Here is a 19,553-nt window from a genome sequence, read left to right as displayed (position 1 = left end):
TTCTTATTCGAAAAAGGGGGAGAAGGAACCATGGGGAAAACAGTGATTGTGAGCGGGGTGCGCACCCCGTTTGGAAAATTGGGCGGCGCCTTGCAAGCGCTGTCAGCGCCTGAGCTCGGCGGCGTCGCCGTCAAAGAGGCGCTTGTCCGCGCCAACGTGAGCGCCGAACAAGTTGATCATGTCATTTTGGGCACCGTCTTGCAAGGCGGACAAGGGCAGCTTCCGTCGCGGCAGGCGATGCGCCATGCCGGCATTCCGTGGCACGTCCGCACCGAGACGGTGAACAAAGTATGCGCGTCCGGCATGCGCGCCGTGACGCTTGCCGATCAGCTCATCCGTTTAGGCGAGGCTGATATCATCGTCGCCGGCGGGATGGAATCGATGAGCAACGCCCCGTATGTGCTTCCGAAAGCGCGCTGGGGGCTGCGGATGGGCGACAGCACGGTGAAAGATTTAATGGTGTATGACGGCCTCACGTGCAGCTTCACCGGCGTTCATATGGGCGTCTACGGCGGGAATACGGCGAAAGAGCTCGGCATTACGAGGGAGGCGCAAGACGAGTGGGCGTACCGCAGCCATATGCGCGCCATTGCCGCCATCGAAGCCGGGCGGCTGGCGGAAGAAATCGTGCCGGTTTCGATTCCGCAGCGCAAAGGTGAGCCGCTTGTCGTTGAACGCGACGAGGCGCCGCGCAAAGATACGTCGCTTGAAGCGTTGGCGAAACTGAAACCGGTGTTTGATCCCGAAGGCACGATCACGGCCGGGAACGCCCCAGGCGTCAACGACGGCGCTGCCGCGCTTGTGTTGATGAGCCAGGAGCGCGCCGCCCGCGAGGGGCTCGAGCCGCTGGCGACGGTCGTCGCCCACACGGCCATCGCCGTCGAGGCGAAAGATTTCCCGAAAACGCCGGGGCTTGTCATCAACGAACTGCTCCGCAAAACAGGAAAGACCGTTGACGACATTGACTTGTTCGAAGTGAACGAAGCGTTTGCCGCGGTTGCGCTTGCCGCCATTCAAATCGCCGGGCTTGATCCGGAAAAAGTAAACGTCAACGGCGGCGCTGTCGCCCTCGGTCATCCGATCGGCGCGAGCGGCGCGCGCATCATCTTGACGCTCGCCCATGAGTTGAAGCGCCGCGGCGGAGGGCTGGGCATTGCCGCGATTTGCAGCGGCGGCGGCCAAGGCGACGCCATCTTAATCGAAGTATAAAGCATGGCCTGCCGCGTCATCGCGGCCGCGCGCCAGCGGGGCGAGGCGTGACGCGTCATGCCGCCTGAGGGCGTTGTCGCCATACAGGAGGCGGTTTGCTTGGCGGTGGGGCGGCCGCGGTTTTGGAATATGGATGGCCTGCCGCCTCCTTGGGCGCTGCGGCCGCTAGTTTGCGATCTGCGTTGTCCCGGGACGGAGCCAATAAACGAACAAGAGCGTTTGCGAATTTTATATAGGGGGATCGAGTGATGGACGTCAAAACGATTATGGTCGTCGGCGCCGGACAAATGGGGTCAGGCATCGCCCAAGTATGCGCTGTCGCCGGCTATGACGTGTTGTTATACGACATTAGCGAAGCCCAACTCGATAAAGGGATGGCCACTATCGACAAGCTGCTCGGCCGCCAAGTGGAAAAAGGCAAGATGACAGCCGAAGCCAAAGACGCCGCGCTGTCGCGGCTCGTCCGTTCCACCGACCTGCGTGATGCCGCCAAAGCGGATCTCATCATTGAGGCGGTCGTCGAAAACATGGATGTGAAAACGAAACTGTTTGCGGAGCTCGACGAAATCGCCCGCCCGGAGGCGATCCTGGCCTCGAATACGTCGTCGCTGCCGATCACGGAAATCGCAGCGGCGACGAAGCGGCCGGAGAACGTGATCGGCATGCACTTTATGAATCCGGTGCCGGTCATGAAACTGGTCGAAATCATCCGCGGCTTGGCGACAGCGGATGACGTATACGAAACGATCGAGGCGGTCACCCGGAAGCTCGGCAAAGTGCCGGTCGAAGTGAACGATTTTCCAGGGTTTATTTCCAACCGTGTCTTAATGCCGATGATCAACGAAGCCATTTATGCCTTATATGAAGGGGTGGCGACGAAGGAAGCCATCGATGAGGTGATGAAGCTCGGCATGAACCATCCGATGGGGCCGCTCACGCTCGCCGACTTTATCGGCCTGGATACATGCTTGTACATTATGGAAACCCTTCACGAAGGGTTTGGCGATGACAAATACCGCCCGTGCCCGCTTTTGCGCAAATATGTCAAAGCCGGCTGGCTCGGCCGCAAGACAGGCCGCGGATTTTACACGTACGAATAAGCGCGGCGGCATCAGCCGGCAATCGGTTTCGCCTATATGCCGTTGAACCGCCTAAGCCATGCATGCGGCGGCGAGGCGGGCGGCGCCTTTAAGCTCGCCGATATGGCGACGGCGATTGAAGCAGCGCGGCTCTTGACGTATCAAGCGGCATGGCTTGAGTCAAACGGCCTGCCGTACGGCAAAGCGTCGGCGATGGCGAAGTTGTTTGCCGGCGACACAGCCATGAAAGTGACCGTTGAGGCGGTGCAAATTTTCGGCGGCAACGGCTATACGAAAGATTATCCCGTCGAGCGGCTGTTCCGCGATGCGAAAATTACGCAAATTTACGAAGGAACGAGCGAAATCCAACGCATCGTCATCAGCAAGCATTTGTAGTCAGGCATGTTGATGAACCAATCCAAACTAGATGCGAAAGCTCTATTCCTAGCTCTATTTGACTATACAATAACGGGGGAATGGAAAGATGAACTTTCAACTAAGCGAAGAACATGAAATGCTGCGAAAAATGGTGCGCGAATTTGCTGAAAACGAAGTGGCGCCGACAGCCGCTGAACGCGATGAAGAAGAGCGGTTTGACCGCAGCATTTTCAACAAAATGGCGGAACTCGGCTTAACCGGCATTCCGTGGCCGGAAGAGTACGGCGGCATCGGCAGCGACTATTTGGCGTATGTCATCGCCGTTGAGGAACTGTCGCGCGTCTGCGCTTCAACCGGGGTGACGCTCTCCGCCCACATTTCGCTCGCCAGCTGGCCGATTTACAAGTTCGGCACGGAAGAGCAAAAGCAGAAGTATTTGCGCGCCTTGGCGACCGGGGAAAAGCTCGGGGCGTACGGGCTGTCCGAGCCGGGGGCCGGGTCTGACGTCGCGTCGATGAAAACGCGCGCTGTAAAAGACGGCGACCATTACGTGTTAAACGGGTCGAAAGTATGGATCACCAACGGCGGCGAGGCGGAAATTTACGTCGTCTTTGCCGTCACCGACCCGGAAAAGCGGCATAAAGGAATCAGCGCCTTTATCGTCGAGAAAGGGACGCCGGGCTTTTCAATCGGCAAAAAAGAAAAGAAACTCGGCATCCGTTCGTCGCCGACGACCGAGCTGATTTTCGAAGATTGCCGCATCCCGAAAGAAAACTTGCTCGGCCGAGAAGGAGAAGGGTTTAAAATCGCCATGATGACGCTTGACGGCGGCCGAAACGGCATTGCCGCCCAAGCGGTCGGCATCGCTCAAGGGGCGCTTGACGCCGCAGTCGATTACGCCAAGCAGCGCGTCCAGTTTGGCAAACCGATTGCCGAGCAGCAAGGCGTCGCCTTTAAACTCGCCGATATGGCGACGGCGATTGAAGCAGCGCGGCTCTTGACGTATCAAGCGGCATGGCTTGAGTCAAACGGCCTGCCGTACGGCAAAGCGTCGGCGATGGCGAAGTTGTTTGCCGGCGACACAGCCATGAAAGTGACCGTTGAGGCGGTGCAAATTTTCGGCGGCAACGGCTACACGAAAGACTATCCAGTTGAGCGGTTTATGCGCGATGCGAAAATTACGCAAATTTACGAAGGAACGCAGGAAATTCAGCGTCTTGTCATCTCGCGCGCGTTGACGCGCGATTAACGCCGCGCCTCTGTTCAGCGGCACCGCGGCGGCTGGCCGCCGTTTGCGCACCGCTCGGCACATCGATGGACTGGCGAAGCCGTCCATTCCGCTTTGCACTCTTAGCGCCCGCACCAACGGCGGGGGGAGCGGGCGCCGCTTCGCCGCCAAACGGGGATAGGGGGGAGAGGAACCGGTCATGAAAAAGCGGGAAGTAATCGCCTCAGTCAAAGACGAAAAGCTTGTGAAAAAACGGCGCAATGAAATGATTAAAGGCGCCATTTCGCTGTTTAAACAAAAAGGCTTCCACCAAACGACGACAAGGGAGATCGCCAAAGCGTCCGGATTTAGCATCGGCACGCTTTATGAGTACATCCGAAAAAAAGAAGACGTCCTCTATTTAGTGTGCGACCGCATTTACGACGAGGTGCGGGAGCGGACCGAGCAAGATCTTGGCAGCCACCATGGCACATTGGAAGGGCTGCGGCGTGCGATCGCCCATTATTTTCGCGTCGTTGATGAACTGGACGACGAAGTGCTTGTCATGTACCAAGAATTAAAGGCGTTAAGCAAAGAATCGCTTCCATACGTGCTCAATAAAGAGCTTGACATGACAGCCATTTTTGAGCATATTTTGCGCACCTGCGTGGAAAGCGGGGCGCTGCAGCTTTCCGAAAGCGAAATTCGCCTCTTTGCCCACAACATCATCGTGCTCGGGCAAATGTGGGCGTTCCGCCGTTGGGCGCTGCGGAGAATGTATACGCTCGAAGAATATATTGAACTGCAGACGGAGTTTTTGTTAAAGGGGATTATGGAAAAACAGCAAGTGTAAACCAAAGGGGGAGAGAGAATGGCGCATATTTACCGCCCGAAACACCACGTCCGCTTTGTCACGGCTTCCAGCTTGTTTGACGGCCATGATGCGTCCATCAACATTATGCGCCGCATTTTGCAGGCGAGCGGCGCCGAGGTCATCCATTTGGGCCATAACCGTTCGGTCGAAGAAATCGTCAACGCCGCCATTCAAGAAGACGTGCAAGGCATTGCCGTCTCCTCGTACCAAGGCGGGCATATGGAGTTTTTTAAATATATGTATGACCTGCTTCAAGAGCGGGGCGCATCCCATATCCGCATTTACGGCGGCGGGGGCGGCGTCATCATCCCGCGCGAAATCAAGGAGCTGCACGAGTATGGCATCGCCCGCATTTTTTCGCCGGAAGACGGACGGCGTCTCGGCCTGCAAGGAATGATTAACGTCATGCTTGAAGAATGCGATTTTCCGACCGTCACGGCGGTGACCGATGAAATCGAGCGGCTGGCATCCGGCGATGTGCAAGCGGTCGCCCGGCTCATTACGCTGTGCGAGTACCGCGCCGAGGCGACGGATGAGGCGGCGGCCGCCGCTGAAGCAGCGATTGCGCAAGTGAAGACGATGGAAAAGCGTGTGCCGGTCCTCGGCATCACCGGCACGGGCGGGGCGGGGAAAAGTTCGCTCACCGATGAGCTCGTGCGCCGCTTTTTAAATGAAATTCCGGATATCAAAATCGCCATTTTGTCCGTCGACCCGACGAAACAAAAAACGGGCGGGGCGCTGTTAGGCGACCGGATCCGGATGAATGCCATCCATTCGCCGCGCGTCTATATGCGGAGCCTTGCGACGCGCCATTCCCGCTCTGAGCTGTCGCCGGCGATCCGCGACGCCATTTCGGTCGTCAAAGCGGCTGGTTTTGATCTCGTCATTGTCGAAACGAGCGGGATCGGCCAGGGCGATGCCGCCATTACCGAAGTGTGCGACGTTTCGATGTATGTGATGACAAGCGAATTCGGAGCGCCAACGCAGCTTGAGAAAATCGATATGATCGATTACGCCGATTTGATCGCCATTAACAAGTTTGAACGCAAAGGCTCGGAAGATGCAAAACGGCAAGTGCAGAAGCAGTATCAACGAAGCCATCAGCTGTTTGACCGCGATCTATCGGAAATGCCGGTATACGGCACGATCGCCAGCCAGTTTAACGACCCGGGCACGAATACGCTTTTTGTCGCACTTGTCGATACGATCAACCGGAAAACGGGAACGAACTGGAAGACGAATTTGAAAACCGTTGCCAACGTTGAAAAGCATAACGTCATCATCCCGAATGAGCGCCGCTACTATTTGCGCGAAATCGCGGAGACGGTCCGCTCGTACCACCGCCGCGCCGAGCAGCAAGTCGAGGTGGCCCGACGCCTCTTCCAAATCGAAGGGGCCATCGAAGCGGCGAAGGAACGGGACGAAGCTGAAGACGTGATCCGCGCGCTCGAAACGCTCAAAGCCGATTACGAAGCGAAGCTGACGCCCGAATCGAAGCGCATTTTGGCGACATGGGAAGAGACGAAAGCGAAATATGCGGCGAAGACATTCGTGACAAAAGTGCGGGACAAAGAAATTGTCACCGAACTGACGACGAAAACGTTGTCCGGTTTGGACATTCCGAAAGTCGTCTTGCCGAAATTCAAAGACTACGGGGAAATTTTGCGCTGGGTGTATAAAGAAAACGTCCCCGGCTCGTTCCCGTATACAGCCGGCGTCTTCCCGTTCAAGCGCCAAGGCGAAGACCCGAAACGGCAATTTGCGGGCGAAGGGACGCCGGAGCGCACAAACCGCCGCTTCCACTATTTGTGCAAAGAAGACAAAGCGAAACGGCTCAGCACGGCGTTTGACTCGGTGACGCTTTACGGCGAAGACCCGGACTACCGGCCGGACATTTTCGGCAAGGTCGGCGAAAGCGGCGTCAGCGTTTGTACGCTCGATGACATGAAAAAACTGTACAAAGGATTTGACTTGTGCGATCCGCTCACCTCGGTGTCGATGACGATCAACGGCCCGGCCCCGATTTTGCTGGCGATGTTTATGAACACGGCGATTGACCAGCAAGTCGAGAAAAAAGAGGCCGAGCTTGGCCGCCCGCTCACGCCGGAAGAGTACGAACAAGTGAAAGCGTATACGCTGCAAACGGTGCGCGGCACGGTGCAAGCCGATATTTTAAAAGAAGACCAAGGGCAAAATACGTGCATTTTCTCAACCGACTTTGCCTTGAAAATGATGGGCGACATCCAAGAGTATTTCATCAAGCACCGCGTCCGCAACTATTATTCGGTGTCGATTTCCGGCTACCATATCGCCGAAGCCGGCGCCAACCCGATTACGCAACTGGCGTTTACGCTTGCGAACGGCTTTACGTATGTCGAGTATTACTTGAGCCGCGGCATGCACATTGACGATTTTGCGCCGAACTTGTCGTTTTTCTTCAGCAACGGCCTCGATCCGGAATATTCGGTCATCGGCCGCGTTGCGCGCCGCATTTGGGCGGTCGTCATGCGCGAAAAATACGGCGCCAACGAACGAAGCCAAAAACTGAAATACCATATTCAAACGTCCGGCCGTTCGCTGCACGCGCAAGAGATTGACTTTAACGACATTCGCACGACGCTGCAGGCGCTGTTGGCGATTTACGACAACTGCAACTCGTTGCACACGAACGCCTATGACGAAGCGATCACCACACCGACCGAGGAGTCGGTCCGGCGGGCGATGGCGATCCAGCTCATTATTACAAAAGAGTTTGGCTTGGCGAAAAACGAAAATCCGCTTCAAGGGTCGTTCATTATCGAAGAGCTGACCGACCTAGTGGAAGAAGCGGTGCTGCAAGAGTTCGAACGGTTGAACGACCGCGGCGGCGTGCTCGGGGCGATGGAGACGCAATATCAGCGCGGCAAAATTCAAGACGAGTCGCTTTATTACGAAACGAAAAAACATAGCGGCGAGCTGCCGATCATCGGCGTCAATACGTTCTTAAACCCGAATCCGCCGTCAGAGGAGGAGCTGAACAACATCCAGCTCGCCCGGGCGACGTATGAAGAAAAAGAGACGCAAATCCGCAATTTGCGCGAATTCCAAGAGCGGAATAAAGACAAAGCCGGTCCAGCGCTCGAACGGCTGAAGCAAGTGGCGACAAGCGGCGGCAACATTTTCGAAGAATTGATGGAAACCGTGAAAGTCGCCAGCCTCGGGCAAATCACCCGCGCCTTGTACGAAGTCGGCGGGCAATACCGGCGGAATATGTAGAACGGCGCAAACGTTGCCAAGAGGAGAAAAGGAAGAGACGCCGGATCAAGAGGAACGAAGGCCGTCCCGCCTGCAGGGGCGGCTCTCTTTTGCTTTTTTCGCCAAATATGTAGCATAAACCCCGACAATTTGTTTATAATGAATGGTATGTATTCCACTTGCATTCATTTGTTTCATTATATAGAAGGGGAGTGCTGAACTTGAGCCTGCAGCAGCAATACTCGCCAGAGGAATTGCAGGAGATGTCGTTCGTCGAACTGGCGAACCTCATTTTGCTTGACAAGCGCGAGGCGCTGCCGTTCGACCAAATCGTCCGCGAAGCCGCGGCATTAACCGGCATGGCGGAAGACGACATCGCCGCGCGGCTTGCCCAATATTATACCGATTTAAACATCGACGGGCGGTTTATTTGCGTTGGGGAAAACGTCTGGGGGCTGCGTGCGTGGTATCCGTTTGACCAGACGGAAGACGAAACGGTGACGATCGTCAAGCCGAAGAAGAAGAAAAAAGCGCTTGATGATGAATACGATGATTACGAAGAGCTGCTTGACGAAGAGGATCTCGATTACGACGATCTTGGTGACTACGATGAGGAAGAGCTCGAGCTTGACGACGAAGAGCTGCTCGAAGACGAGGAATTCGATCTGGACGAAGACGTTGCTTTTGACGATGAGAACATTCTCGACGACGAACCGTTTGATTTGGACGATGAACCGCTTGACGAAGAGCTGGATCTCGAGGAAGCGGAGGAAGACGAATAACCGCTTGACTTTGTTTGAGGAATTCGGTACAATGTGTGTTGGGCTCTTGAAAAATGGACGAATTCATCAGTCGCTCCCTTACATATGGTAAGCGGAGCGTTTTTTTATTTGCCCTTTCGCAAACACTGTTATTGTAACTTCGGCAAGGGGGAAGACAAAATGACGAAATACATTTTTGTGACGGGCGGTGTCGTTTCTTCGCTCGGGAAAGGGATCACAGCTGCGTCGCTCGGGCGGCTCTTGAAAAATCGCGGCCTGAACGTGACGATTCAAAAGTTCGACCCGTACATTAACGTCGACCCGGGAACGATGAGCCCGTATCAGCACGGCGAAGTGTTCGTCACCGATGACGGCGCGGAAACGGATTTGGACTTAGGCCATTATGAGCGGTTCATCGATATTAATTTGAACAAATACAGCAACGTCACGACCGGGAAAATCTACTCCGCCGTCATCCGCAAAGAGCGCCGCGGCGATTACCTAGGCGGCACGGTGCAAGTCATTCCGCACATTACCAACGAAATTAAAGAGCGCGTCTTCCGGGCCGGAAGAGAGACGAACGCCGATGTCGTCATTACGGAGATCGGCGGCACGGTCGGCGACATTGAATCGTTGCCGTTTTTGGAAGCGATCCGCCAAATCAAAAGCGACGTCGGCCGCGAAAATGTCATGTACATTCATTGCACGCTTGTGCCATACATCAAGGCAGCCGGGGAAATGAAAACGAAGCCGACGCAGCACAGCGTGAAAGAACTGCGCAGCCTCGGCATTCAGCCAAACGTCATCGTCGTGCGCACGGAAATGCCGATGCCGCAGGAAATGAAAGAGAAAATCGCCCTCTTTTGCGACATCGATCCGAAAGCGGTCATCGAGGCGCGCGATGCGGACACGCTCTATGCGGTGCCGCTTATGCTTCAAGAACAAAAGCTCGATCAAATCGTCTGTGAACATTTGCGCCTCAACTGCCGTGAAGCAGATATGACGGAGTGGAAAGCGCTCGTCGAGAAAGTGCGCAACTTATCGAAAACGACGAAAATCGCCCTCGTCGGCAAGTATGTTGAACTGCCGGACGCCTACATTTCGGTCGTCGAGGCCCTTCGCCATGCCGGCTATGCATTTGATACAGACATTGAGATCCAATGGGTGAATGCGGAGCACGTCACGCGCGACAATGTGGCGGAGTTGCTGAAAGACGCGGACGGCATTTTGGTTCCGGGCGGGTTTGGCGACCGCGGGGTCGAAGGGAAGATTGAGGCGATCCGCTACGCCCGCGAGCAGCGCGTGCCGTTTTTGGGCATTTGCTTAGGAATGCAGCTCGCCTCGATTGAATTTGCCCGCCATGTTGTCGGGTTGTCTGGCGCCCATTCGTCCGAGTTTGACCCGAATACGCCGCATCCGATCATCGACTTGCTTCCAGAGCAAAAGGATGTTGAAGATTTAGGCGGCACGCTTCGCCTCGGCCTGTATCCGTGCAAGCTGCAGGAAGGAACGCTCGCCTACGCTGCGTACGGCGATGAAGTCATTTACGAACGCCATCGCCATCGGTATGAATTCAACAATCAATACCGCCATCTATTAGAAGAGCATGGCTTCGTCTTCTCCGGCACGAGCCCGGATGGACGGCTTGTGGAAATCATCGAGCTGAAAGACCATCCGTGGTTTGTCGCCGCGCAGTTCCATCCTGAATTCACCTCGCGCCCGACGCGGCCGCAGCCGCTCTTCCGCGAGTTTGTCAAAGCGGCGCTGCAATCAAAAGAAGGATATGCCGCCCTAGGCAAGGGGACGGTATAGCCTCCGGCGGCGCAGCAAGAAAGAGGGTGTCCCAACGCAACGGGACACCCTCTCTTTTTAGGCATATTCTTGCAAAATGTCATCAAGCAACACGACAAGCCCATAGTAGATGAACGAAGCGGCGGTCACGGTCGGCATGGCGATGCGACGCCCGTCTTCCGTCGGCACGAGCGGGCGGGACAGTTTGCTGTCGATATGGACAGCGGCCAGCTCTGCCAAGCCCGGCTCGTCTTTGACGAGCGCTGAGACGGCGACCGTATCAACGCCGTGCCCCTGCAGCTGTTCCACGAGGCGGATCGCTTCGTTGTCGTTGGAAAAACGGGCGAATACGAGCGCCCGGTCCGTTTCGTTCCAATCGCCCGCTTCCCTTGATTCGATGCGCGCCGCCTTTGGCAGCCGATCCGGACCGAGAAGCGCGGCGGTGACAACCGCGTCCAATTCGCCTGCTCCGTACAGCCAGAATGCGCCCGTCGCCGACGACCGCCTGGGCGAGCAGGCGCGCCCCGTCCTCAAGCGCCCACTCCTCGTCCGCCGCGATTTTTTGCAGCAGCCCGATCGTTTGCGTCGCCAAAATTTTCATCATTTGGCCTCCTTTCGCCGCTATTATACAAAATCCGTAAATGATCCGAAAAGCAAGCAGGAAATACGTTCGGGAAATGCGAAACATTAATAGGGAGAAAACAGGGAATAGAGGTGCATAAATGTGGGCAACAAAATTTTAATCGTCGACGACCAGTACGGCATCCGCATCTTGTTAAATGAAGTGTTTCAGCGGGAAGGGTACGTGACTTATCAGGCGGCCAACGGCATGCAGGCGTTGGAAATCGTCCGCAAACACCATCCCGACCTCGTGCTTCTCGATATGAAAATTCCCGGCATGGACGGCATTGAAATTTTAAAGCGGCTCAAAGACATCGACCCGGACATCAAAGTGATCATTATGACCGCGTACGGCGAGCTGGATATGATTCAGGAAACGAAAGAGCTTGGGGCGCTCATGCATTTTGCCAAGCCATTTGACATCGACGACTTGCGCGCCGCCGTCAAAAGCCATCTTTCTTCGTAAAGCTCTTTTTTGTGTCAGCTGCACTAACGAAGGGAATGGTTGCTGTTTTGCCGGCAAGTTGGTATGCTTATTAACGTAGATGCATTTTGCGCCTGTCGGCCTATGTTTCGCCATGGCGACAAAGACGACGATCAACTAAGGAGGATGTAACCATGCCGTTAGTATCGATGAAAGAGATGCTCAACGAGGCGCTGCGCGGCAAATATGCGGTCGGCCAATTCAACATCAACAACTTGGAATGGACGCAAGCGATTTTAGCGGCCGCCGAAGAAGAAAAATCACCGGTCATTCTCGGCGTCTCCGAAGGGGCGGCCCGTTACATGGGCGGGTTTAAAACGGTCGTCAACATGGTAAAAGGCTTAATGGAAGACATGAACATCACCGTTCCGGTCGCCATCCATCTTGACCATGGTTCGAGCTTTGAAAAATGCAAAGCGGCGATCGATGCTGGGTTCACCTCGGTCATGATTGACGCCTCCCATCATCCGTTTGAGGAAAACGTCCGCATTACCTCACAAGTCGTAGAGTACGCCCATGCGCGCGGCGTCTCGGTTGAAGCCGAGCTCGGCATTGTCGGCGGGCAGGAAGATGACGTCATCGGCGAAGGCGTCATTTACGCCGATCCGAAAGAATGTGAAGAACTTGTCAAACGGACAGGCATCGACTGCCTTGCTCCGGCGCTCGGTTCGGTGCACGGCCCGTACAAAGGGGAGCCGAAGCTCGGGTTTGCCGAAATGGAGCAAATCCGCGATTTGACCGGCATTCCGCTCGTTTTGCACGGCGGCACCGGCATTCCAACTGAACAAATTCAGCGCGCCATTTCCCTTGGCACATCGAAAATCAACGTCAATACGGAAAACCAAATCGCCTTTACCAAAGTGGTCCGTGAACTGCTTGCCAAAGACCCGAACGTCTACGATCCGCGCAAAATTATCGGTCCGGGCCGCGACGCGATCAAAGCGACGGTCATCGGCAAAATGCGCGAATTCGGCTCGTCCGGAAAAGCGGCGCAATAACGAGCAAACGGCAAGATCGGCCTGGCAGGCAGCTTTCGGTCGTCACCCGGGCTTGCCTGCCTGCGTCCAAATAATGACAAGGAGGGATACGTAGTGAAATTTTTCATTGATACCGCCAATTTGGAAGAAATTAAACACGCCCATGAGCTCGGCATTTTGGCCGGCGTCACGACCAACCCGAGCTTAGTGGCGAAAGAAAACGTTTCGTTCCATGACCGGCTGCGCGAAATTACATCCATCGTCTCCGGTTCGGTGAGCGCCGAGGTCATTTCGACCGATGCGGCCGGCATGATTGAGGAAGGAGAAGAGCTGGCGAAAATCGCTCCGAACATTACCATTAAAGTGCCGATGACGCCGGAAGGGTTAAAAGCGGTAAAAACGTTCAGCGAAAAAGGCATTAAAACGAATGTGACGCTCGTGTTTACCGCCAACCAGGCGCTATTGGCGGCGCGCGCCGGCGCGACATACGTTTCTCCGTTCCTCGGCCGCCTCGATGACATCGGCCATAATGGCTTAGAGCTCATTTCCACGATTGCGGACATTTTCAACATTCACGGCATCGAAACGGAAATCATCGCAGCTTCGATCCGCCACCCGCACCATGTGACGGAAGCAGCGTTGCGCGGGGCGCACATTGCCACCGTCCCGTACAAAGTGCTGATGCAATTGTTCCACCATCCGCTCACCGATCAAGGAATCGAGAAGTTTCTTGCCGACTGGAATCGGCAACAATGAAAATAAGGCGTTTGCCTCTAAAGGCAAGCGGGCTCACCCCGCCCGGCCCGGGGTGGGGTGCTGAGCCCGCCCGGCCTTGTCTTCTCATCCGAAAGGTGAAGCCACTTCCGAGCAAAGAAGGGAGACGACGATGGATAAAATCAAAATCATCGGCGGGGATCGGCTGCAGGGAACAATCAAAGTGAGCGGTGCGAAAAACAGCGCGGTCGCCTTGATTCCGGCAGCGATTTTGGCCGAGTCGCCGGTGACGATCGAAGGATTGCCGGACATTTCCGATGTGCGCATTTTAGGAAGCTTGATCGAAGAAATCGGTGGTTCGTTTTCATTTGACGGCAAGGAGGCGGTCATCGACCCGACGAACATGGTTTCCATGCCGCTTCCGAACGGAAAGGTGAAAAAGCTGCGCGCTTCATACTATTTGATGGGCGCGATGCTCGGACGCTTCAAAAAAGCGGTCGTCGGCCTGCCGGGCGGCTGCCACCTCGGACCGCGCCCGATCGATCAGCACATTAAAGGGTTTGAAGCGCTCGGCGCCACCGTCACGAACGAGCAGGGCGCCATCTATTTGCGCGCTGAGGAGCTTCGCGGAGCCCGCATTTTTTTGGACGTCGTCAGCGTCGGCGCGACGATCAACATCATGCTGGCGGCGGTGCGCGCCAAAGGGCGGACGATTATCGAAAACGCGGCAAAAGAGCCGGAAATCATTGATGTGGCGACGCTGCTCTCCAACATGGGCGCGAAAATTAAAGGCGCAGGCACCGATGTCATCCGCATCGACGGCGTCGAAAAATTATCGGGCTGCCGCCACGCCATCATTCCGGACCGGATTGAAGCCGGCACGTACATGATTGCCGCTGCAGCGATGGGCAATGAAGTCGTCGTCGACAACGTCATCCCGCAGCACGTCGAATCGCTGACGGCCAAACTGCGCGAAATGGGCGTGCGCGTCGAGACGGGAGAAGACCAAATTCTCGTCTGCGGCTCTGATGTTTTGAAAGCGGTTGACGTCAAGACGCTCGTCTACCCCGGTTTCCCAACCGATTTGCAGCAGCCGTTTACCGCCTTATTGACAAAAGCGAACGGCACAAGCATCGTCACGGATACCATTTACAGCGCCCGCTTCAAACACGTCGATGAGCTGCGGCGCATGAACGCCAACGTAAAAGTGGAAGGCCGCTCGGCCATTGTCACCGGCCCGGTCCAATTGCAAGGGGCGAAAGTGAAGGCGAGCGATTTGCGCGCCGGGGCCGCGCTTGTGATTGCCGGACTGATGGCTGATGGGGTGACGGAAATTACCGGCGTCGAGCATATCGACCGCGGCTACAGCGGCTTAGTCGAGAAGCTGTCCGCACTCGGCGCCGCCATTTGGCGCGAAAAAATGACGGATGAAGAAATCGAGCAAGTGAAAAATGTTTGATAGTCCAACAGCAAAGGGGAAGGGGAGAACAGCGATGGAACGAAGCTTATCGATGGAGCTCGTGCGCGTGACCGAGGCGGCGGCGCTCGCCGCCGCCCGCTGGATGGGTCGCGGAAAAAAAAATGAAGCTGATGAGGCCGCTACTTCAGCGATGCGCGATGTGTTTGACACCGTGCCGATGAAAGGGACGGTCGTCATCGGCGAAGGGGAGATGGACGAAGCGCCGATGCTGTATATCGGGGAGAAGCTCGGCAACGGCTACGGCCCGCGCGTTGACGTCGCCGTTGACCCGCTCGAAGGTACGAACATCGTCGCGTCCGGGGGCTGGAACGCCTTGGCGGTCGTCGCGGTCGCCGACCACGGCCATTTGCTTCATGCGCCCGATATGTACATGGAGAAAATCGCGGTCGGCCCGGAAGCGGTCGGCATGATTGATATTGAGGCGCCGATCATCGACAATTTAAAAGCGGTGGCGAAGGCGAAAAATAAGGATATTGAAGACGTCGTCGCCATCGTCCTCAACCGTCCGCGCCATGAGCGGCTCATTCATGAGCTGCGTGAAGCCGGCGCCCGCATTAAGCTCATCAATGACGGCGATGTCGCCGCCGCCATTAACACGGCGTTCGACCATACCGGCGTCGACATTTTGTTCGGCTCCGGCGGTGCGCCGGAAGGAGTGCTCGCGGCGGTTGCGTTAAAATGCCTCGGCGGCGAGCTGCAAGGAAAACTGCTGCCGCAAAACGAGGCCGAGCTCGAGCGCTGCAAGAAAATGGGCATTGACGTCAACAAAGTGCTGCGCATGGACGACCTGGTGAAAGGGGACGACGCCATTTTTGCCGCCACCGGCGTCACGGACGGCGAACTGTTGCGCGGCGTTCAGCTCAAGGGGGCGTACGGCCTCACCCACTCGGTCGTCATGCGCGCCAAATCCGGCACCGTCCGCTTTATCGAAGGGCGGCACAGCTTGAAGAAAAAACCGAATTTGGTCATTAAGTGAGACGTTCCGCCGACGGGCCGGAGCGCCTACACCGCTCATTGGAATCAAACGACAACAATCCCGCGGCTTTCCTTTCCATCCGTCTTGGCGGCGCCGGCATCGAGAGGCGCCGCTTTGCCCGGAACGAAAAAAAGATTGATTAAAAAGCGGAAAAAAGGGTAAAATAGTCGTGTTGCTTATGCAAAAATAAGCTCTGCCATTCTACTTCATTTCAGCCTTCATCCTATTTCGCGCAGGAGACTCCCACTTCAACGACCAAAGGGAGTAAGTGGGAGAGGAATGCGCGTTCCCCCTTTCTTTTGTGTATGATAGAATAAAGGCGTGGAGAAAACCGTTCAATAAAGGCACTCCAATAACTGCTACTCGATGTATGGAGTTGGTTACAGAAAACGTTGTAACCGTAAAACATCGAGCGTAGGTCCGTCTGTTGTGTGTGGAAGCCAAGTACTGCCAACAGACACACCGAGAGAATCGGTAACGATGCAGGCATGACCTGCGTCGTTGGGTAGTCGTCAACCTGCCCCCTGATGCAACCCCAAGTCAAGGAAGGAGGACGAAGTCCGTTTGCACTTCTGGGGAGTTGCAAGCCCCCACTTCAAGCGTTAGCGAAGTGGGGGTAGTTGACTATCTTCTTATACGAAATGAGATCCCTTCGCCTGTCGAACGATGCCCGAACAAACACGATGGGAGAATAGGAAACTTTGCAAAGTGTGGTGTCAAAATGGAATTAACGTTAGCGGCTTTAGAAAACATGAAGCTCAAAGAGCTGTATGAGCTCGCCAAGCAATACAAAATTTCTTATTACAGCAAGTTGACGAAAAAAGAGCTTATTTTTGCCATTTTGAAAGCGCGTGCCGAACAAGACGGCCTCTCGTTCATGGAAGGCGTTCTCGAAATCATTCCGTCGGAAGGATTCGGTTTTTTACGTCCGGTCGGCTATTCCCCGAGCTCGGAAGACATTTACATTTCCGCTTCCCAAATCCGCCGTTTTGATCTGCGCAATGGGGACAAAGTATCCGGCAAGGTGCGGCCGCCGAAAGAGAACGAACGCTACTTCGGCTTGCTTCATGTCGAAGCGGTCAACGGCGAAGACCCCGAAATCGCCAAGGAACGCGTCCACTTTCCGGCGTTGACACCGCTTTATCCGAACCGGCAAATGAAGCTCGAAACGACCCCGGACAAGCTGTCGACCCGCATCATCGACTTGATCGCGCCGGTCGGCTTCGGCCAGCGCGGATTGATCGTCGCGCCGCCGAAAGCCGGGAAAACGATGCTGCTGAAAGAAATCGCCAACAGCATTACGACGAACCATCCAGATGTCGAGTTGATCGTCTTGCTCATTGACGAGCGGCCGGAAGAAGTGACCGACATTGAGCGGTCGGTGCAAGGAGAAGTCGTCAGCTCGACGTTTGACGAGGTGCCGGAAAACCATATCCGGGTGTCTGAACTCGTCTTGGAGCGGGCGATGCGGCTTGTTGAACATAAGCGCGATGTCGTCATTTTGATGGACAGCATCACGCGCCTCGCCCGCGCGTACAACCTGGTCATTCCGCCGAGCGGGCGCACGCTCTCGGGCGGGATCGATCCGGCGGCGTTTCATCGGCCGAAGCGCTTTTTCGGCGCGGCGCGCAACATTGAAGAAGGCGGCAGCCTGACGATTTTGGCGACCGCCCTCATCGACACCGGGTCACGCATGGATGACGTCATTTACGAAGAGTTCAAGGGGACGGGCAACATGGAGCTCCATCTCGACCGCTCGCTCGCCGAGCGCCGCATTTTCCCGGCCATCGACATTCGCCGCTCCGGGACGCGCAAAGAGGAGCTGCTCATCCCGAAAGAACATTTAGAAAAACTGTGGGCGATTCGCAAAACGATGGCCGACTCGCCGGATTTTATCGAGCGGTTTTTGAACAAACTGCGCCGCACAAAATCAAACGAAGAGTTTTTCGCGCTGCTTGAGCAAGAATGGAGAAACGGCGGCCCGCTTCGCCTATAACAAGCTGGCGGAATTTGTCGGGAATCGCCCGTTGCAAATGAGCGGAAAAGCTGTTATAATCTTAACATGTGTGTTTGGACCAACATCGATGTGTTCATACGATGAACCGTCTGCACCGGCCGGGCCGCTTCCGCGAAGCCCCGGTCGTTCCATGCGCGGCGCCCGGCCAAACCGGGAGAAGTCTTGGCTTGGCTGAGCCCGCACGAACGAATAACTCTGTTTCGATGAGATACAGGGCGGAAGGAGATGAAAACGATGAAACAAGGGATCCATCCAGCGTACAAAAAAGTAATCGTCCGCTGCGCATGCGGAAACGAGTTCGAAAGCGGTTCGGTCAAAGACGAACTGCGCGTTGAGATTTGCTCGGAATGCCATCCGTTCTTCACGGGCAAACAAAAATTCGTTTCGGCAGCGGGCCGCGTCGATAAATTCAATAAAAAATACGGCCTTAAGTAATCAAGGACGGACGAAAGCAGGCAAGCGCACCGCTTGCCTGCTTTTTCGTGAAACCAGATGGACGGCCCCTGTCGCCAGGGCGCCCCGGCCGTTTTGGCCTGGCCTGGCAGGGGCGCTCATCGTTTCGATGACAGTGTGGAGCGAAAGGAGAGGGCCCGATGTACGTGATGACGCAGTCCGGCTGGCTCGAAGTCATTTGCGGCAGCATGTTTTCCGGCAAATCGGAAGAGCTGATCCGCCGCATCCGCCGCGCTCAGTTTGCCAAACAGGAAGTGAAGGTGTTCAAACCAACGATCGACAACCGTTACCGCGAAGATGCCGTCGTGTCGCATAACGGCAATTCGGTGATCGCCATTCCGGTCGCGACGCCGGCGGAAATGTTTCGTTACATTTCCGCCGCCACCGATGTCGTCGCCATCGATGAAGTGCAATTTTTTTCTGATGACATTATCGACGTCGTCCAAACGCTCGCCGACCGCGGCTATCGCGTCATCGCCGCCGGGTTGGATCAAGATTTCCGCGGCGAACCGTTTGGGCCGGTGCCGGCGCTGATGGCGATCGCCGAGTCGGTGACGAAGCTGCAAGCGGTATGCACGGTGTGCGGCTCCCCGGCCAGCCGGACGCAGCGGCTCATTAACGGGGCGCCTGCCTCTTATGATGATCCGGTCATTTTGGTCGGCGCCAGCGAAGCGTACGAACCGCGCTGCCGCCATCACCATGAAGTGCCGGGCAAACCGAACAAATGGTACGGCCGCCCGCTTTCCGAACGGGCAGGCGAATGAAGGCGTACATATTCTTGCCTGTTGCGGACATCCTAACAGCAGGGAGGCGAAATGATGAAACGCATCTGGCTGTTAGGGGTTGTTTTGCTTCTTTCTGCCTGCTCGCTCAACCCGGATCACCCGTCCTACCGTCAGCAAAGCGAAGACAAAAACGGCACGCGGCTGATGACGGACGGACGGCCGAAAATCGATGCCGACCGCGACTTGTACAACAACTTTGACGATCCGGAAAAAACGCGGCAAAATCCGAACTTCATCAGTTTGACCGAAGGAAGCGAAAATCAGCGCGCCGATACGCGCAAAGCAATGCAGCTGATCGAGCGGCACACCGACTATCGCCCCGTTTCCGTTTGGTTTCACGGCGGCAATATGTATGTCACCGTCGATGTGCCGGATGAGTTGTCTGCTGCAGAGCGGCGGCGCGAGGCGAGCCGCATCGACAAATTGTTGACAAAAGCGATTCCGACGTACGAAATTGTTGTGCGCTTGAACTAAAAGCTCCCGCTTGCGAACAGCGGGAGTTTTTGTTTGGCC

The 19,553-nt window shown here is 55.9% G+C and carries 16 protein-coding genes and 2 pseudogenes; 17 read left to right on the top strand and 1 reads right to left on the bottom strand.

Annotation, left to right across the window (positions count from 1 at the left end; all coding sequences use genetic code 11):
- The first annotated feature begins 30 nt into the window (after positions 1 to 30).
- The 8 genes and pseudogenes from ACR1UW_RS01310 to pyrG all read left to right on the top strand — a co-directional run bounded on the left by ACR1UW_RS01310 (position 31) and on the right by pyrG (position 10,554).
- The gene (locus ACR1UW_RS01310) at positions 31 to 1,209 is read left to right on the top strand and encodes an acetyl-CoA C-acetyltransferase (RefSeq protein WP_033010747.1); all 1,179 of its coding nucleotides are present in this window, start codon (positions 31 to 33) and stop codon (positions 1,207 to 1,209) included.
- Between the two features lie 248 nt (positions 1,210 to 1,457).
- Positions 1,458 to 2,309 (top strand): 3-hydroxybutyryl-CoA dehydrogenase, encoded by an 852-nt coding sequence (locus ACR1UW_RS01305; RefSeq protein WP_050367986.1) that lies wholly within the window; start codon positions 1,458 to 1,460, stop codon positions 2,307 to 2,309.
- Between the two features lie 72 nt (positions 2,310 to 2,381).
- Positions 2,382 to 2,684: pseudogene (locus tag ACR1UW_RS01300) on the top strand (acyl-CoA dehydrogenase family protein); the annotation flags it as partial.
- An 88-nt stretch (positions 2,685 to 2,772) separates the two neighbouring features.
- Positions 2,773 to 3,915 (top strand): acyl-CoA dehydrogenase, encoded by a 1,143-nt coding sequence (locus ACR1UW_RS01295; RefSeq protein WP_033010751.1) that lies wholly within the window; start codon positions 2,773 to 2,775, stop codon positions 3,913 to 3,915.
- Positions 3,916 to 4,093: 178 nt separating this feature from the next.
- On the top strand, positions 4,094 to 4,726 hold the full coding sequence (locus ACR1UW_RS01290; protein WP_033010752.1) for a TetR/AcrR family transcriptional regulator: 633 nt from the start codon (positions 4,094 to 4,096) through the stop codon (positions 4,724 to 4,726).
- Between the two features lie 18 nt (positions 4,727 to 4,744).
- Positions 4,745 to 8,002 (top strand): fused isobutyryl-CoA mutase/GTPase IcmF, encoded by a 3,258-nt coding sequence (gene icmF / locus ACR1UW_RS01285; protein WP_050367984.1) that lies wholly within the window; start codon positions 4,745 to 4,747, stop codon positions 8,000 to 8,002.
- A gap of 200 nt (positions 8,003 to 8,202) precedes the next feature.
- On the top strand, positions 8,203 to 8,763 hold the full coding sequence (gene rpoE, locus ACR1UW_RS01280) for a DNA-directed RNA polymerase subunit delta (protein WP_047819137.1): 561 nt from the start codon (positions 8,203 to 8,205) through the stop codon (positions 8,761 to 8,763).
- Between the two features lie 159 nt (positions 8,764 to 8,922).
- Entirely contained in the window at positions 8,923 to 10,554 is a 1,632-nt protein-coding gene (gene pyrG / locus ACR1UW_RS01275; protein WP_033008419.1) for a CTP synthase, read from the top strand.
- Between the two features lie 57 nt (positions 10,555 to 10,611).
- Here the strand turns inward: pyrG and ACR1UW_RS01270 are convergent.
- Positions 10,612 to 11,134: pseudogene (locus tag ACR1UW_RS01270) on the bottom strand (DUF2529 domain-containing protein).
- Between the two features lie 123 nt (positions 11,135 to 11,257).
- On the opposite strand from ACR1UW_RS01270, the gene ACR1UW_RS01265 reads away from it, so the two are divergent.
- The 9 genes from ACR1UW_RS01265 (at position 11,258) to ACR1UW_RS01225 (ending at position 19,514) form a co-directional block, all read left to right on the top strand.
- Positions 11,258 to 11,620 carry a response regulator gene (locus ACR1UW_RS01265; RefSeq protein ID WP_033008416.1) on the top strand — a complete coding sequence of 121 codons (363 nt, stop codon included), beginning with the start codon at positions 11,258 to 11,260 and terminating at the stop codon, positions 11,618 to 11,620.
- Between the two features lie 152 nt (positions 11,621 to 11,772).
- Entirely contained in the window at positions 11,773 to 12,636 is an 864-nt protein-coding gene (locus ACR1UW_RS01260) for a class II fructose-bisphosphate aldolase (RefSeq protein WP_033008415.1), read from the top strand.
- 93 nt (positions 12,637 to 12,729) lie between these two features.
- Positions 12,730 to 13,371, top strand: coding sequence for a fructose-6-phosphate aldolase (gene fsa / locus ACR1UW_RS01255; RefSeq protein ID WP_033008413.1), 642 nt, complete (start codon positions 12,730 to 12,732; stop codon positions 13,369 to 13,371).
- Positions 13,372 to 13,501: 130 nt separating this feature from the next.
- Positions 13,502 to 14,788: a UDP-N-acetylglucosamine 1-carboxyvinyltransferase gene (gene murA / locus ACR1UW_RS01250; RefSeq protein ID WP_033008412.1), complete on the top strand. Its 1,287-nt coding sequence runs from the start codon at positions 13,502 to 13,504 to the stop codon at positions 14,786 to 14,788.
- 34 nt (positions 14,789 to 14,822) lie between these two features.
- Positions 14,823 to 15,785: a class II fructose-bisphosphatase gene (glpX, locus tag ACR1UW_RS01245; protein ID WP_498934348.1), complete on the top strand. Its 963-nt coding sequence runs from the start codon at positions 14,823 to 14,825 to the stop codon at positions 15,783 to 15,785.
- Between the two features lie 721 nt (positions 15,786 to 16,506).
- The gene (gene rho, locus ACR1UW_RS01240; RefSeq protein WP_033008408.1) at positions 16,507 to 17,781 is read left to right on the top strand and encodes a transcription termination factor Rho; all 1,275 of its coding nucleotides are present in this window, start codon (positions 16,507 to 16,509) and stop codon (positions 17,779 to 17,781) included.
- A gap of 255 nt (positions 17,782 to 18,036) precedes the next feature.
- Positions 18,037 to 18,237 (top strand): 50S ribosomal protein L31, encoded by a 201-nt coding sequence (gene rpmE, locus ACR1UW_RS01235; RefSeq protein ID WP_008880715.1) that lies wholly within the window; start codon positions 18,037 to 18,039, stop codon positions 18,235 to 18,237.
- Positions 18,238 to 18,395: 158 nt separating this feature from the next.
- Complete coding sequence (locus ACR1UW_RS01230; protein ID WP_033008406.1) at positions 18,396 to 19,019, top strand: thymidine kinase; 624 nt, start codon at positions 18,396 to 18,398, stop codon at positions 19,017 to 19,019.
- Between the two features lie 54 nt (positions 19,020 to 19,073).
- Entirely contained in the window at positions 19,074 to 19,514 is a 441-nt protein-coding gene (locus ACR1UW_RS01225) for a hypothetical protein (protein WP_033008404.1), read from the top strand.
- Positions 19,515 to 19,553: the final 39 nt, after the last annotated feature.

Source organism: Geobacillus lituanicus (assembly GCF_050994965.1).
Lineage (GTDB): Bacteria > Bacillota > Bacilli > Bacillales > Anoxybacillaceae > Geobacillus > Geobacillus stearothermophilus.
Note: the sequence above shows the minus strand (reverse complement) of the source record. Positions and strands in the feature narration are given on the sequence as shown.